This window comes from Cupriavidus sp. H19C3 (assembly GCF_049393815.1).
Lineage (GTDB): Bacteria > Pseudomonadota > Gammaproteobacteria > Burkholderiales > Burkholderiaceae > Cupriavidus.
In genome coordinates this window covers 45,439-59,596 of record NZ_CP184988.1, presented here as the reverse complement: position 1 = coordinate 59,596, position 14,158 = coordinate 45,439, and the positions used below count along the sequence as shown (strand labels likewise).

Here is a 14,158-nt window from a genome sequence, read left to right as displayed (position 1 = left end):
TGCGATGTCTTCTCGTCTTCGCAAGTTCGCATCGGCTGCACTGGCTGGTGCACTAGCCCTGGCCACGACGGGCTGCGACAGGCACCCATTCGGCGAGCGCAGTCACCAGGTGGTCGCCATCGCTCAGGTTCCCGCACCAGTCAGATCAACGATTGACCAGCAGGCGAGGGGCCGCGCCGTCGGCGACATCAAAAAGCAGGTAGCGGATGGCAGGACTAGATACGAGGTCACTTTCGGGTCCGGCGCTGACAAGACAACAATATTGATCGGCGAGGATGGCAGACAACTCGCAGACGACGATGACGAGGACTGACTCCGCACCAGGCGAGGCTGGCATGTCGGCACGCGCAACCTTCCGTACGAAACTCGCCAGTCTTGTGCTTCCGCCTGGAATCGACGCAAGCGTGAAGCCGCTTCTCGTCGGCCGTGCGTTGCGTGGATTGTGCGACGGGTATGTCGCGGTACTCCTGCCAGCGTATCTGCTGGGGCTTGGCTTCGGCCAGTTTTCTGTCGGACTGATCAGCAGCGTGACGCTGATTGGCTCCGCGCTCGGAACCATTCTCGTCGGACTCGTTGGGAGCCGCTTTTCACAACGCCGTCTGCTGATGCTTGCTGCGGTGCTGATGGCGGCTACAGGGCTGGGCTTTGCAGTCCTGACATCACTGTGGCCACTGTTGATCGTAGCCTTTGTCGGTACGCTGAACCCGAGCTCGGGCGATGTCAGCGTGTTCCTGCCGCTGGAGCAAGCCCGTCTTGCAGACGCCGCGACACCTGAGGCCCGGACGGCGCTGTTCGCTCGGTACAGCCTTGTGGGGGCATTCTCCGCCGCCATCGGCGCCTTGGCTGCTGCCCTGCCGGCATGGATCTCCGCTCATGCCGATGTGTCGTTTCTGGCGGCAATGCGGTGGATGTTTGTCATTTACGCCTTGACCGGCATCGCGTTATGGGCGCTCTATACCCGCCTTCCCAAACCTCATCCGCAGTCGACCGCACCAACTACCCCCCTGGGCCCATCTCGTCACATCGTTATCCGGCTGGCGATGCTATTCAGCATCGATGCGTTTGCTGGCGGCCTGGTAGTGAATGCCCTGTTGTCGCTTTGGCTGATGCAGCGTTTCGGGATGTCCCCGGGAGCAGCGGGTCAGTTCTTTTTCTGGGCGGGATTGCTGACAACGGCCTCCCAGCTCGCGGCGGTGCCGTTGGCGCGCAAGATCGGGTTGCTGAACACCATGGTGTTCACTCACATCCCTTCGAGCGCCTTTCTGATTGCTGCCGCCTTCGCGCCATCGTTGGCATTGACTTTGCTGCTGTTGCTTGCGCGCAGTGCGCTGTCGCAAATGGACGTGCCGACTAGAACGGCGTTCGTGATGGCTGTGGTGACTCCCGCTGAGCGTACGGCGGCGGCAAGCCTGACTGCTGTTCCGAGGAGCCTGGCCGCTGCGGTCAGCCCGGTACTTGCAGGAGGGCTAATGGCCATGGGCTGGATTGGCGCACCGCCGTTGGCCTGCGGTGTGCTGAAAATCGGCTATGACCTCGCCATTCTGACCGCCTTCAGACGGATCAAACCGCTCAACTGATCGAGATTCGGCGTGTAGCCGACCTGGCGCCTTTCAGGCGCGAAACTGGAGCGAACAATGCAAGCTGCAAAGCAAGTCGTACTGGCCGTTTCCTGCATCATCGGTGCCTGCACTATCGCGACCGCAGCCCCTGTGGAGCGACGTGTAGCACTGGATACCACTCGACTCGAGCAGATCACCGGCTTGAAGGGCAGTTTTTCCGAAGCCGAGAACGTCTTCAAGGTTTCCAAACCACGTACCGACGTGCCGATCAAAGTGGATGGTGCGGCCATGCCCCCCTTCATGGGGCTAACGTCGTGGGCAGCGTTCACTCCGGCACACGGACATCAAGTCATGCTGATGGGAGACACTGTTCTTCTTGAGGACGAAGTGAATCCAGCCATGAGCGTCGCGCTCGAGGCCGGGTTGGACGTCACGGCGCTCCACAATCACTTCTTCTTTGATCAACCGCGGGTGTACTTCATGCACATCGGAGGTATGGGCAATCCTGATCAGCTAGCCGCCGGCGTGAAGAAGCTATACGACAAGATAGCCGAAATACGCGCCGCCAACCCTTCCGTTGGGAGCGGCTTCTCAGGTGCGATTCCGCACGAGAATGCGATCAGTGCCGCACCGCTTGAAACCGTCTTCGGCAAGAAGGGACAGGCGAGCAACGGGATGTTCAAAGTTGTCATCGGTGCCAAGGGGACCATGCATGGCGTCACGTTCGGCAATGAGATGGGCCTTAATACGTGGGCGGCGTTCGCCGGGACCGATGACTCCGCCATCGTGGACGGGGACTTCGCGATGCGCGAAGAGGAGCTTCAGGTGGTGCTCAAAGCGATGCGATCAGGTGGCATCAATATCGTTGCCATCCACCAGCACATGACCAACGAACAGCCGCGCTATATGTTCCTGCATTATTGGGGCAAGGGCAAAGCGACTGAGCTCGCCGCAAGTATCAAGAAGGCCTTGGACGCACAGGCTGGCGTGCATAAACCATAGGCTCTGGAGCATCTCTATGTTCACAAGGCGCACCCCGCGAGAACAGCAATCGCTGCGATACCACGGCCTATCCGTTTTGGCACTCTTGTTTGCTATGTTGCTCGACCCAGCTCCCTGCCTGTCCGGTACGACGACGATGCCTTCTCGCGCCTTGCCGCTGCAACACGTAGGCGACTTTCGATTGCCGGGTGGGAAGACCCGATGGGACTATCTCAGCCTCGACCCGACCCGTTCCAAGCTATTCATTGCGCATCTCGGTGATAGCGAGATCGTCGTGATGGACACCAAGACGAAGACCATTGCGGCAACCATATCCAACGTGGGCCATGTGCATGGAACGCTCGCCATTCCCGAGCTCAATCGCGTGTACGCGTCGGCAACCGGAACCGATGAGGTCGTGGCAATCGATGCATCCACATTTAAGATCGTAGCCCGCATCCCAGGCGGCAAGTATCCTGACGGGATCGCCTATGCGCCAGAGGTTGGCAAGCTGTATGTCTCTGACGAGCATGGCAACACCGAAACCGTGATCGACGTCCGCACTAACCGGCGTGTGGCTACCATTGAGTTAGGCGGAGCCGTCGGGAACACGCAGTACGACCCCGTCTCAAAACACATCTTCGTGAACGTCCAGGGTCGCCAGTCTCTGGCCGAGATTGATCCGCAGACTGACAGAGTCTTGGATCGCATCGCGCTGCCGGGAGCAGAAGGCAACCACGGGTTGCTAATCGTGCCGAAGTTCCGGCTAGCGTTCATCGTCTGTGAGGGCATTGATCGCTTGCTAGTAATGGATTTGGAAGCCAAACGGATCGTCGCAAATTTCGGCGTCGGCGGGGAGCCGGATGTGCTGGGTTATGACGAAGATCTTGGCCAGGTGTATGTGGCAAGCGAGTCAGGCGTGCTGTCGGTTTTCAAGGTCACAGCTACAGACGTGACAAAGGTCGCGGAAGGCTTTGTCGGAGCGAATGCGCACAGCCTCGCCGTCGACCCCGCTTCGCATGAGATCTATCTTCCGCTGAAGAATGCAGATCATCACCCCGCAATGCGGGTTATGAGGCCTTAACGCTCGTTCTGGCAATATCGCTCGCACATCCTGACTGCTCCGGATCAGGACGTCTATATCGGCGCCCATAGCGGTCACTTCATGTCAGGTCCCCGAACGACTGAGATGGGTTGTTCCGCGCCATCTGATTTGGTCGACCAGGCGCCGCGTCGCCTGCACAACGGGTCCTCGCCGGCCCGACCGGTCACTAGGGCACATCATCAGCGAACGTGGCATCGACGAAGGCACGCAATTGCGTCAGATCTGTCTTGGCGTAGGCTGCCGTGGTTTGTACGGAGGCGTGGCCAAGCAGCGCCTGGGCGGCCGGCAGCGGCACCTGGTGGTCGACCACCAGCGTACGTGCGTAGGCGTGGCGCAGCCAGTGGGGCGACGCGGCGCGCAGCAGCATCGCCTTTGCGGGTTCGCGCGCCTGCAGACCATCGGCCACGACAGCGAAGATCGCCTTGATCTCCCGATAGAGCCCCGTCTGCTGCAGCGCTTCCCCCTTGCTGCCGTGGATCACGGGCAATGTTTCGTGCGCCGATGGCTCGGGTGGCAGGCCGCGGGCACGCCGATAGGCCCGCAGCACGACCATGCACTGGGCCGGCAGCGGGATGGCTCGTACCTTGCGCCCCTTGCCGCAGACATAGAGCGTCCACCGCCCAGGCGCCTCGGCCTCCAGTCGGGGCAGTGCAGTCTCGGCCGACCAGGCCAGTTCCGCCAGGCGCACGCCGGCATAGCGATACAGCGCCCAAATCGCACGCTGGCGAAGCGCCGGCAACAAATCGCCGGCACTGTTTGCGTCAAGCCAGGCATCGCACGCGTCTAGCAGTGCCGACGGGATCAGCCGCGTCGGCACAAAGCCGCTTCGTGCGCGGCTGCCGGCGGACAGTCCGGCGGCCGGGTTGGCATGCAGGTAGCCGGTGGCGTACCAGTAGCCGTAGAGGCTGGCTACCACCGCGAGTGCGCGCGTGCGGGTCGCTTCGGACAGCGGCGGTGTGGTGTTCGCGGTGCCGGACGAGCCGTGCTCCAACGTGTGCCGGTAGGCGAGCAGTTGCTGGCGCGTCAGATCCGAAAAAGGCCCGAAGCCATGCGTGCCGCACCAGCGCATCAGCCGACGCAGCTCGGCCCCATAGGCGCGTAGCGTGTGGGACGATCGGCCAGTCCGGTCGCGCAGAAAAAGCGCCAGCGCCTGCGCGTCGTCGACGGCGCCCAGCGTGTTGGCGGCGGCCTGTGGCTGGGCAAAGCGGCCGGTGCGCGCGAGCCACGCGTGATCTGCGTGACTGTGCGCAGCCAACCACGGATTTGCCACCAGCCCCGTTGTCTGCGCGGTCGCCGGCACTGCCCCTGCGTTCGCCGAGGCGTCGGCGGACCGGAAGCGACGCCGATGCGTGTGCAGCAGCCGAGCGAGGACCGCGTCCGGGCTCGGCGCCTGATCCGCCGGCGCGGTGCGCAGACGCCCGCGCTCCCAGTACTCGACCGCCCCGTCGTGGGTCAGCAGCAACTTGAGGACCGTCGGCTGCGCCGCCTTGGCGTCCGCGAGCGATCCGTAGCGGCGCTTGATGCGCGTCAGGGTCCAGTGCGCGTAGACCGGGTGCCCGAGCGCCTCGGCGAGGTAGGCGAGCGCCGCGTCTACCTTGGCCGGCAAGGGGCGCGGCGGCACCGCGCCCGTATCGATCCAGTCGGCCGGATTCATGGCTTGTCGCGGCGCTTGCCGTCGGGCTTACCGGCCGGCTTGGCGGTCGATCGGGTCGCACGTGCCACCTTGGCGGCGGGCGTGGCAGCGGCCAGGGTCGCGCGCAGCATTTCGTCGAGCTGGGCGCGCTGGCTGGCGGTGACGGCCTTGAGCGCGCTCGCCTCGCCGACGGCGGTCTGGCGCGCGGCGCGCTCGCTGACCAGTTCTGCGTCCAGTCGTCCGCGCTCCTCTTCGAGCGCAGCGATGCGCCGCTCCGCGAACTTGAGTTGTGAGGCCAGTTGTGCGCGCTCGGCGCGCACCGCATCGCGCTGATGGGCGGTTTCCTGCAGGAGTTGTTTCGACAGGGCCTCGTAGCGCGTCTGGATCGTGGCGATCGCCTCGGTGTGGGCGCGCTCGTCCGCCACGGCACGTTCCTGCACGGTCGCGAGTGCCGTCTCGAGTTCGCCACGACGTGCCGCCTGCTCGTCGGCCCGCGCGCTAGCCGTTGCCAGGGCCGCTCTGGCTTCGGCCAGTACGGTGTCGCGCGCGGCAAGCTGCCCGCGGACCTCACTGAGTTCCTGGCGCAGCAGTTCGACCCGCAGGTCGGCCTCGGCGCGGGCGGACTGCGCGGCCTCTGCGGTCTGTTGCGCCTCGCGCCGCAGACGCACCACATCGTCAAGCTGCACCGCGACCGCAGCTTGCCACAACGCGCGCATCGCTTCGGCGATCTCGGCGGGCAGCTCGGGCAGGGCCAGGTCGGCCAGGCCCGCGCGCACCACTTCGGCCTCGATGGCATTGAGCGTGCGCGACAGCGTCGCCGGGTCGCCGCCGCCGAGGCGGTCGCGCAGCTTGCGCACCGACACCACGCGTCGAAAGCGTGCGGCCGAAGGCGGCGCCGCGTCGCCGGCTTCGGTCAGCATGGCCAGCACGGTGGCGCGGATCTGGTCGGGCGTGGCGGCGAGGCGGGGCATGGTGGCGTCCGAGCGTAAATGTCACCCTATCTTACGTACATGTATAACGTTAGGAAAGCAATTTAAAGGTAATCTGAAATTACCGAAGACGGATAAATCTAGTTATCTTGCGGAAACAGCGCGCCGCACGGGCTTGCCGGCACGCTACCGGGGGCTGAGAGGCCAATCTAGGTTCAGGGGACGGAGCAAAGGACCAGTCAGCAATGACTGATTTGACTGGGGTATCAGGCGAGCGCTGGCCGGAACCCCGCGTGGAGACTAGGGGCGGCTACCCCGGTAATGTGCAGGGAAATCAAAGGGACCCCTGCTCCAAATGAAAAGGCCTGGCAATGTGCCAGGCCTTTTTGCTTGATAGGCAGCGGTATTACAGAGCCGCGTCTTTCAGCTTCTTCAACGGACGGACCTTCACCTTCACCGAGGCCGGCTTCGCGGCGAACCATTGATCAGCGCCAGTGAAGGGGTTCCGGCCGAAGCGCTTCTTGGTCGCAGGCACCTGGATGGCCGACACCTTGAACAGTCCCGGGAACGTGAACTCACCGGCCCCCTTTTTGTGAATGGCGCTGGCGATGGTGTTCTCCAGATGGGCAAGCACCGTCTGAACGGTTTTCTTGTCCAACTCAGTCTGCGTCACCAGGTGGGCGAGCAGGCTCGACTTGTTGAACGTATCCTTGATCGGCTTGGCCACGGGCGCGGCAGCTGCCTTCTTTGCTGCTGGTGCAGCCTTCTTCGCCGGCGCTGCCGGTTTCTTGGCCGCTGTCTTCGGGGCGGCCGTCTTCTTTGTTGCCATGGAGCTCCTGTTTCGAAAATGTCGGCATCTGGCCGGACCGAAATAGCTTAGCGAGAAGGCCGCGTTTCGTGCAATAGGAATTGCTAGTCTGCGGCCTTTGCTGCGGCCTCGTAGCGCCGGCGTTTGTGCTGATTCTTTGGCGCGATGGTGTTGAGAATCGCGCATGACGGGCACCAGTGGCCAGCCTTTACCCCGGACGGGGTTGCGTCCCATACGTGGCCACGATGGCATTCCCACTTGAGCTTCGCTTTGCCGGTGCGGTAGGTTTCGGAGAGACATTTGCCGCCGCGCTCCCGTGCCACGGCGTGCATGGCTTCGATGCCCAGCTTTTGTCCCTCGTTGCGGCAACGCCGGCACCAGCCTCCCTGGAGGACGTTGTTGCCGAGTGCATCCCATTCGTGGCCAGCCTTGCAGAGGAACCGGTAGGTCGCGGCCGTTCCATGATAGGCGGTGCTCAAACATCGGCCGCCTTGCTCGTGAGCGGCCTTCTGTATGCGCGCTAAGCCCTCGGCATCGGTACGCCTTTCCCCAAGTCTGGCATCCGTGCATGCTCGGCACCAGTTCCCCTGTTTGAGAACCTTGTAGCCCATCGCTTCCCACCGGTGGCCGGCCGCGCATTCGAACGGGTAATGATCGCGACCAGTCTTCCACACGGCTGCAAAGCACTTTCCACCGTGCTCGGCGGCCTTTCTGTGGAGGTCGATCAGACCGTACTTTGACGCTTTCGGTTGCGGGGTGGAAATCGTGGGCTTTCCAGCGCAACGAGGACACCAATAGCCCGCCAATACGCTTCGGCCCTCTGGCGTCCATTCATGGCCTTTTTCGCAGCGTATCCGGTGTATCGCTGCTCCACCCAAAAATCCGCCGTCGTTCAGGCACTGGCCGCCGCGTGCGGCCACGAGCTTGTGGAACTTCGCTGCGACGTTGGCGCGATTGCATTCAGGGCAACCGGAGGCCTTGTATAGGACGCCGTATGCGGCGCGCTCGAAGCGATGCCCACTGGCGCATTCAAGGAGAATCTTGGCACTGACGCTGTGCCATGTCGTCGCGTGACAGACGAAGCCTTGCAGTGTGGCGGCGGCGCGAAGCCTGGTAAGGGCGGCCGCCGCGCGCTGCGACGTTTTGGGACTGGCTTGTTTCACTGTGCGACGCGATCAATCGATACTCAGACCTTCGGAATCCTAGCATCCCATCCGGTACTGTTGGTCGCGGATCACGCGGTGCTGCTGGCGCAGGTTGTCTTGCCACGACGATGGGTTGGGGCGTCGCATCGAAGCTTCAACGGCCCTGGCCTGCTCGGCGAGCGCATCGCATGCAACGGCCTGTGGCTGGGCCTGTACGGACGTGGTAGCAGTGGCGTTCTGCGCCCCCGCGCGAGACGTGCTCGCGCGCGCCTCGAGATACTCCTGCTCTTGCCGGCGCACGCCTTCACTTTTGCCGATAGTAGAGACCGTCCCGACGGCAGTGCTGGCAACCGGAGAATAACCTGTTGGGCAGTACAGATCCTGCGTGTACAACACTCGGCTGGCGCGCTGGCATTTCGTAAAGGCATGGGCTGTGCCCAGCGAAGCGCCGATCATGGCCAAGGCCGCCAAGCAGATCGTTACTCGACCCATGCGTAGCTCGGGTCGTTCGTGATAATCCAGCGCAGGCCCGCAAAAAGCGCGGCCAAGAGGGTGAGGGCGTACAGAGCCCAGGCGAGGGTGGTGACCATGTTGCTTCTCCCGGTGTTGTTCAGTTCGTTTGTCCGGAAATTCGAGCTGCGAGTATGGCGTAGCAGGCTTGCGACGGCCTCCCCGGCTAAAGAGGGGGGCGATCCTGGCTCTCAGGCGGGTCGAGTGTGGCGGCGATTCGTGTAACCGTCCGGTTGCTGGCCAGGCCCAGCCGCTCCGTAACTGCGTCGGGCGCGACGCCACGAATCAACAGCCGCCGGCAGTAGGTGTTGCGCAGTATTCGCGGGCCCATGTCTTCGGCCTCGTGGTCAACCGCGGCGAATGCCTCACGAACGATCTTGCCAAGGCTCATGTCCGTGATCGGCGTGCCTGTGCGCTTGAGGGAGAACAGGAGATCGCCCTCGGCTGGCCAAGCTCGGCGCTCACCGAGCCATGCGCTCAGTGTCGCGACCGCAAAGGGCTCCAGATGAATGGTTCGGGATAGCTTGGGTGGGCGCGCCGGTACGTGGAGATATGGCGGTGATGCGTGGGGGTTCAGGTCTTGGATGCGCGCCGCGCGGCCTTCGCTGGCCGTGACACCGGTGCTGAGGAACATCGCGATGATCGCCCGTTTCTGCAGGGTGACCGGATCGTCGGAGGGCTGTGGTCGTACGAACTCCTGCATGTCACGGTCGACGTCTTCGGGCAGGAACAGAACATCGGGATCGTCGACGGGCCAGTGCTGACCGACGACGAGTTCGCTGGCAGGGTTGGCATCCCGGACGCCGATGGCCACAAGATGCCTGCAGAGGCGATCGACCAGCTTGAGATAGCGCATGCGCGTCGCTGGCGAGTAGTTTGCGGCATCGCCGTCGCGCCAGAAACCATCGAGAACATCGGCGCCGAAGCTGGCCAGCGTGGCACCGCACCCGACCAGGTATCGGTGGAACCTGTCGAACATCGCCCGATGCTGAACGATGGATTGCTGGGAGAACGGCCGCCGGTCAGCGCCAGCGGCTTCGCGGGCCTGCCAGTCGGCATACGCCCGTTGGGGATCGGAAAGCCACAGTTTATCCATAAGAATTTATATACTGAAAGTTGCCTGCCTCGCAAACCTATCGTCGCTTCGCGACGCGATCTGCTTGCAAGTGGAGGGGTAGCCTGCCCGAGCGCGGCGCCCGCCGAAGGCGCGCGTAACGAGGGTAGTAAGCGTCCATCGCCTGTTCCACCGCTTCCACGCGGCTCATCTCAAGCGGCGGGCATTCGAGTAGATGCTCGTCTGCGCAGTAACGGAGGATTTCAAGCAAAAAGGCGTGCCGGCGACTCTCGGGAAATTGGAGTCGACGATTCCTTGTCCAAGCGTGGTAGCCGGCAAAGGCGAGGGCGAGCAACTGCTCGGCCGTACCGTCCAGATGTTCCGCGAGGCGCTGGGCCTCCCCACTCAAAATGCGCTGGTTTTCGGCCTCGATGCTCATGACGTTAGCCCCAAGTCCGTTACGCTGACCCAGCGAGTACTCCCTCTCATGCGACCTTTCACATCGCAAGCGATTTCTACCTCTGCGGTCGGCCCGATAGGTCCCGGAAAGAGCGCAAGAACGTGCGCAGGCGTGGTCGTCGAACCTGGAATCACCCGGTATTGGAGTTCTACCTCGGCGCCCACTTCGAATGGACCATATCGCCGAAACACCGGGTTGCCGTTCGGATGCGAGCCAATCTGCTCGACAAACTGCGGGGCCATTCCAGCGAGGAAACGAGCAAGTTGAGAGCGCTGGTTGCCGATACCGCCGCTGACCTCCTCGATGGGCAGGCGCTCCGCGCCTACCAGCCGGATCGCAGCGCGCATCACGCGCCGGTAAGTTTGTCCTCCGGCGAGGAGCACTCTACTGGCCCTGAATGGCCAGGCCACCTGCATCACGGACTGATTCAGCCTTTTCAAGATTTCGTCTGCGCGGGCAGTTGTCATCTGCAGATCGTACGGGTCGAGCGTGTCGTCGGGCGCTACGAAACCGTGCTTGGCGGAGAGGATGACCATCGCAGGCGCGGCGGTGCCGCATGGAGTGTGGGCACGGTAGGTCTGGTACATCACGCCTTGGTAGAGATGCAGGGCAGGGGAGCGGACGGCGGCTTTCTTTCCGGAACAAGCCAGAACAATCAGGGCCGCCGCCGCGGGATCAAATTCGACTTTTGTGTTGTGCGGGAAGAAGGCAAGCTGCATTGCGGGCACTCAAGCGATGTGGCGAAATTGCCCCTTGAGCGTACGCCACTAAGCGGCATGTCAAGCATCCAGCTTGCGTTCGCTATGCACAAAACATAACATTCATAACATAACAATACGTAACACATTGGAGTTGTTATGATCCGTGAAGCGTCCATTACGCAAGAACAGGTCAACGCCGCGGCCAACGCCCTCCGCGCCGCCGGCGCCAAGGTCACCGTTCGGGCAGTGCGCAAAGAACTTGGTGACGTCGGCTCTCAGTCGACCGTGATGCGTATGCTGGCCGACTGGAAATCCGAGCAGGTGCAAGTCCCCGAAGCGCCGATGGCACTGCCGGCGCCGCTGCAGCGCGTCCTGGCTGACTATCTCGCCAAGCTCATTACGGAAGGGAAGGTAGAACTGTCCGCAGAGGTGGCTGAACTTCAGCAGGTCAACGGTGACCTTGGCATCGAAAACGAGCGGCTGATCAGCCAGCTTGAAGCCGTGCAGGCCGAGAATGCGGCTTTGCAATCGGAGCGCGATGCATATGCGGGGCGCGTACAGCAGCTCGAGGCAGATCTGGGCGTTTCTCGTGCCGAAACGGAACACGAGCGCAACGCGGCCGCATCCGTCCGGACGGACCTGGCCAAGTCGCAACTTCGCCTGGAAGCCGTGCCGGGGCTGGAGGAGGAACTGAAGGCGGCGCGTGCCGAGGCAGCGAAAGAGCGCGGGGATCGAGTTATCGCGGAGCAAAAGGCGGCCGTAGCCGCCGCCCGACTTGAAGGCGCGGAAAGGGAGCGCGAGCGCATAGAAAGCGCGCTTCGCGAAGCATCGGCACGCGAGGAACAGGCAAACGTCCAGGTGAACGAGCTCACGGCGCAATTGGTAGACGGCCGGCTAGTGCGAGCGCGCGGCGAACGGGAAGGGCGAAAGCTGGTGGATCTCCGGCGCGCTGTTGGGCCGGTATCGCCTGAGCGAAAGGCCGGCTCCGAGAAGCGCAGTGTTGCGCGCGGCAAGCCGACGCCCGACGCATCGGGCACGCCATAAGCTCTGAATCGACGGGCGAGTCCCCGAAGGAGATGCGCTGATGCCTCTCGCGCTCCATGCTGACCTGGTGAAAACCATCTACCGGCAAGCCATCGACCCGCACGCCAGCGATGGCGAGGGGCACCACAGCCGGCAGCCGGCTTGGGGTGAATTGGGTGCTCCGTTGCGCAACGCGGCGCGAAGAACCCACAAGAGGAAAAGTCTCCGGCGGTGCCAGAAGATTGGCCCAGCCAGTCGACGCCACGAAGTCGTGACAGAACACTGGCCATTCGATTCACACGGAGAGAGGGTGCCATGGAGCACAGCCAAGATCTGCTAACAGCGGCCTACCAGCTGGCCACGATTGGGATGTTTCTGCTGGAACTCAGGAAGCTACGGCGCAAGTCATAGATCGGCCTGAGGCGCTTGATTGGGCCGCCTTTCGGGGCGGCCTTTCGTCCCTTATGACAAAGAAAACGCCCCCAGGGTCACAAAACCGGCGCCCTAGGCGCCCCGCACCGGCGGAAGCCGCAACCTGAGATAGAGAAGAACATGAGTCAAGGTCCAAGTCCTGAACGAATCGCGGAACTGAAGAACGAGGGCTACCGCGTCCACATGGTGAACGATCAAGACGGGCTGTACGCCTGGTACCACCCCACTTCGGGGGCAAGCCAAAGCCATCACAAGGATGTTCAGCCGCCGCGCACGTCCGAGCTTCAGGCATGGGACGACTGTGATGCCTACGTGTCCTTGGACATGCCGACCAAGCTTGTGCCCGACTGGGGCAAATAAGTCGGCTGGCCAGCCGCCTCCGGGCGGCTTTTTCGTGTGTTACGCCCATGCCGATAATTGGAATTATCGGCATGGCGTTTGCTGCTGGAACAGCAACGTCAGGTGCCAGCTCCGGCCACTTCAACGATCCCGGCGACCTTCTTGCGATCCCTGTCCTTGTCCAGAGTCGTCTCTGAATTGGGTCGGACCTGCCCGCGGTTGCCACCACTGAGTCCCGAAAGATGTGGAAGGCTCCCAAGCTGCAACAGCAGAATATTGGAAGCCGCTGGCCCCCGACGCTTCAGTATCTGCGCGCGCACGAAGCCTCCTGACGCTGGCTCGAGCGCGATCCGCAGCGGTGACGCGGAGGCGTCATGGGCAGCCCCGATAGAACGTATCGCAAACGCCAATGCGTCCGTTGCCGCTACGAGGCCCTGCAGGCGCCGGATCCCTTCTGGTCGCGCGCGAGGCAACCATGCCACAAGCGCGCCCAACGCATTCGACCGCAGGATGGTCTCGCACGCCCACTGTGCGTCGGCAGGCGACTCTGTTTTACCCATCGAACGTGCCTGGCCAATCCAATGCGGGCTAGCTCGGGCCCGTTTGGAGCATACGGACAGCCTACCAACCATATCGGGCGATTGCGTTGTACCGCTGCGTCCAGCGCTCCTCGGAGCATTGATAGTTCACCGATGCCCGGGTGTTTAACGATCAGTTCCGAGACAGATCCCTCAGCCCAACCGCCGCCCGGCAGTTCCGCGTCCAGTTCTAGAATCCCGCTGGAAACGACACGGCCAACGGGCCGCGCAAGTTGACTCGCGCGCCAGAGGGACGGGTGGATAGTTGTCGGATCGATTACTCGGGCCGCGCTAGCCGTCGGCACTTGAGCATCCTCGCCCGCCCGGACTGCGGGCGCAATGGTCTCCGCCCGCAGCGCTGCAGGCGCCGTGCATGGCGAGTGATCAACCAGCAGCGGCAATTGCTGGCCAGCATCAGAATGGATTGTCTGCCTCATACTGTGAATATATACAGTATGAGGAAAACGACATCAAGCCATGCGTAGCTATCTGGTAGCTACCAGATACCAATAATAAGGTTTATGTTAAATCACATTGACACGTGATTCGGAACGGAAAGTGGCGGTTGCAGCTTACACGCAGCATCTGCTGACGCCCCGCAGAATGGCCCGTAGGACAGTATCTGATACCGAAACGCCGATTCGAATAGAACACTGAAGTCAGGCCAACAAAGGAGACGATCATGGCCAACGACATCCACGTGGTTCCGGCTGGCGACGGCTGGGCGGTTGAGGCGGCTGGAGGAGGCAGGCGGACGATGTTCGCTACTCAGGAAGAAGCCATTGCGGCTGGTACCGAACGCGCCAAACAAGACGAGGTCGAGTTGCTCATCCACGGCCGCGACGGTCAGATCCGTGAGCGCAACACCTTCGGCCATGACCCGCGAGACGTTAAGGGCTAA

General features: G+C 62.6%; 15 protein-coding genes. 7 read left to right on the top strand and 8 right to left on the bottom strand.

Translation table 11 applies throughout. The annotated features are described in order from the left end of the window. Positions 1 to 4 precede the first annotated feature (4 nt). The 4 genes from DFLDMN_RS32440 to DFLDMN_RS32425 are packed head-to-tail and all read left to right on the top strand — an operon-like array spanning position 5 to position 3,624. The gene (locus tag DFLDMN_RS32440; RefSeq protein WP_011514875.1) at positions 5 to 313 is read left to right on the top strand and encodes a hypothetical protein; all 309 of its coding nucleotides are present in this window, start codon (positions 5 to 7) and stop codon (positions 311 to 313) included. A 22-nt stretch (positions 314 to 335) separates the two neighbouring features. Continuing rightward, positions 336 to 1,577 carry an MFS transporter gene (locus DFLDMN_RS32435; protein ID WP_011239977.1) on the top strand — a complete coding sequence of 414 codons (1,242 nt, stop codon included), beginning with the start codon at positions 336 to 338 and terminating at the stop codon, positions 1,575 to 1,577. A 57-nt stretch (positions 1,578 to 1,634) separates the two neighbouring features. Further along, entirely contained in the window at positions 1,635 to 2,561 is a 927-nt protein-coding gene (locus DFLDMN_RS32430; RefSeq protein ID WP_011514874.1) for a DUF1259 domain-containing protein, read from the top strand. Between the two features lie 16 nt (positions 2,562 to 2,577). Next, positions 2,578 to 3,624 (top strand): YncE family protein, encoded by a 1,047-nt coding sequence (locus tag DFLDMN_RS32425; RefSeq protein WP_011514873.1) that lies wholly within the window; start codon positions 2,578 to 2,580, stop codon positions 3,622 to 3,624. Positions 3,625 to 3,811: 187 nt separating this feature from the next. Here the strand turns inward: DFLDMN_RS32425 and DFLDMN_RS32420 are convergent, their stop codons facing one another. The 8 genes from DFLDMN_RS32420 to DFLDMN_RS32385 all read right to left on the bottom strand — a co-directional run bounded on the left by DFLDMN_RS32420 (position 3,812) and on the right by DFLDMN_RS32385 (position 10,903). After that, positions 3,812 to 5,299, bottom strand: a complete 1,488-nt coding sequence (locus tag DFLDMN_RS32420) for a tyrosine-type recombinase/integrase (protein ID WP_011239980.1) — start codon at positions 5,297 to 5,299, stop codon at positions 3,812 to 3,814. Next, positions 5,296 to 6,249, bottom strand: a complete 954-nt coding sequence (locus DFLDMN_RS32415) for a DNA-binding protein (RefSeq protein ID WP_011514872.1) — start codon at positions 6,247 to 6,249, stop codon at positions 5,296 to 5,298. The genes DFLDMN_RS32420 and DFLDMN_RS32415 overlap by 4 nt, the downstream gene beginning before the upstream one ends. A gap of 364 nt (positions 6,250 to 6,613) precedes the next feature. Next, positions 6,614 to 7,036 (bottom strand): HU family DNA-binding protein, encoded by a 423-nt coding sequence (locus tag DFLDMN_RS32410; protein ID WP_011239982.1) that lies wholly within the window; start codon positions 7,034 to 7,036, stop codon positions 6,614 to 6,616. An 83-nt stretch (positions 7,037 to 7,119) separates the two neighbouring features. Then, positions 7,120 to 8,178, bottom strand: a complete 1,059-nt coding sequence (locus tag DFLDMN_RS32405) for a hypothetical protein (RefSeq protein WP_011514871.1) — start codon at positions 8,176 to 8,178, stop codon at positions 7,120 to 7,122. A 39-nt stretch (positions 8,179 to 8,217) separates the two neighbouring features. Continuing rightward, on the bottom strand, positions 8,218 to 8,616 hold the full coding sequence (locus DFLDMN_RS32400) for a hypothetical protein (RefSeq protein ID WP_051731334.1): 399 nt from the start codon (positions 8,614 to 8,616) through the stop codon (positions 8,218 to 8,220). Positions 8,617 to 8,836: 220 nt separating this feature from the next. Continuing rightward, positions 8,837 to 9,766 (bottom strand): tyrosine-type recombinase/integrase, encoded by a 930-nt coding sequence (locus tag DFLDMN_RS32395; RefSeq protein ID WP_029306737.1) that lies wholly within the window; start codon positions 9,764 to 9,766, stop codon positions 8,837 to 8,839. A gap of 37 nt (positions 9,767 to 9,803) precedes the next feature. Continuing rightward, the gene (locus DFLDMN_RS32390; RefSeq protein ID WP_063834240.1) at positions 9,804 to 10,163 is read right to left on the bottom strand and encodes a hypothetical protein; all 360 of its coding nucleotides are present in this window, start codon (positions 10,161 to 10,163) and stop codon (positions 9,804 to 9,806) included. Further along, positions 10,160 to 10,903 (bottom strand): DUF6884 domain-containing protein, encoded by a 744-nt coding sequence (locus tag DFLDMN_RS32385; RefSeq protein WP_029306739.1) that lies wholly within the window; start codon positions 10,901 to 10,903, stop codon positions 10,160 to 10,162. Before DFLDMN_RS32385 ends, DFLDMN_RS32390 begins: the two co-directional genes overlap by 4 nt. A 138-nt stretch (positions 10,904 to 11,041) precedes the next feature. Between DFLDMN_RS32385 and DFLDMN_RS32380 the strand changes: the two genes are divergently transcribed. The 3 genes from DFLDMN_RS32380 (at position 11,042) to DFLDMN_RS32370 (ending at position 14,158) form a co-directional block, all read left to right on the top strand. Continuing rightward, on the top strand, positions 11,042 to 11,929 hold the full coding sequence (locus DFLDMN_RS32380; protein ID WP_029306740.1) for a DNA-binding protein: 888 nt from the start codon (positions 11,042 to 11,044) through the stop codon (positions 11,927 to 11,929). Between the two features lie 531 nt (positions 11,930 to 12,460). Next, complete coding sequence (locus tag DFLDMN_RS32375) at positions 12,461 to 12,700, top strand: hypothetical protein (protein ID WP_029306741.1); 240 nt, start codon at positions 12,461 to 12,463, stop codon at positions 12,698 to 12,700. Between the two features lie 1,239 nt (positions 12,701 to 13,939). Next, entirely contained in the window at positions 13,940 to 14,158 is a 219-nt protein-coding gene (locus DFLDMN_RS32370) for a DUF2188 domain-containing protein (protein WP_029306742.1), read from the top strand.

Bases quoted from the DNA above. Each gene is read 5' to 3' on its own strand.
- DFLDMN_RS32440 (WP_011514875.1), top strand. From the start codon at position 5: ATGTCTTCTCGTCTTCGCAAGTTCGCATCGGCTGCACTGGCTGGTGCA.
- DFLDMN_RS32435 (WP_011239977.1), top strand. From the start codon at position 336: ATGTCGGCACGCGCAACCTTCCGTACGAAACTCGCCAGTCTTGTGCTT.
- DFLDMN_RS32430 (WP_011514874.1), top strand. From the start codon at position 1,635: ATGCAAGCTGCAAAGCAAGTCGTACTGGCCGTTTCCTGCATCATCGGT.
- DFLDMN_RS32425 (WP_011514873.1), top strand. From the start codon at position 2,578: ATGTTCACAAGGCGCACCCCGCGAGAACAGCAATCGCTGCGATACCAC.
- DFLDMN_RS32420 (WP_011239980.1), bottom strand. From the start codon at position 5,299: ATGAATCCGGCCGACTGGATCGATACGGGCGCGGTGCCGCCGCGCCCC.
- DFLDMN_RS32415 (WP_011514872.1), bottom strand. From the start codon at position 6,249: ATGCCCCGCCTCGCCGCCACGCCCGACCAGATCCGCGCCACCGTGCTG.
- DFLDMN_RS32410 (WP_011239982.1), bottom strand. From the start codon at position 7,036: ATGGCAACAAAGAAGACGGCCGCCCCGAAGACAGCGGCCAAGAAACCG.
- DFLDMN_RS32400 (WP_051731334.1), bottom strand. From the start codon at position 8,616: ATGATCGGCGCTTCGCTGGGCACAGCCCATGCCTTTACGAAATGCCAG.
- DFLDMN_RS32395 (WP_029306737.1), bottom strand. From the start codon at position 9,766: ATGGATAAACTGTGGCTTTCCGATCCCCAACGGGCGTATGCCGACTGG.
- DFLDMN_RS32390 (WP_063834240.1), bottom strand. From the start codon at position 10,163: ATGAGCATCGAGGCCGAAAACCAGCGCATTTTGAGTGGGGAGGCCCAG.
- DFLDMN_RS32385 (WP_029306739.1), bottom strand. From the start codon at position 10,903: ATGCAGCTTGCCTTCTTCCCGCACAACACAAAAGTCGAATTTGATCCC.
- DFLDMN_RS32380 (WP_029306740.1), top strand. From the start codon at position 11,042: ATGATCCGTGAAGCGTCCATTACGCAAGAACAGGTCAACGCCGCGGCC.
- DFLDMN_RS32375 (WP_029306741.1), top strand. From the start codon at position 12,461: ATGAGTCAAGGTCCAAGTCCTGAACGAATCGCGGAACTGAAGAACGAG.
- DFLDMN_RS32370 (WP_029306742.1), top strand. From the start codon at position 13,940: ATGGCCAACGACATCCACGTGGTTCCGGCTGGCGACGGCTGGGCGGTT.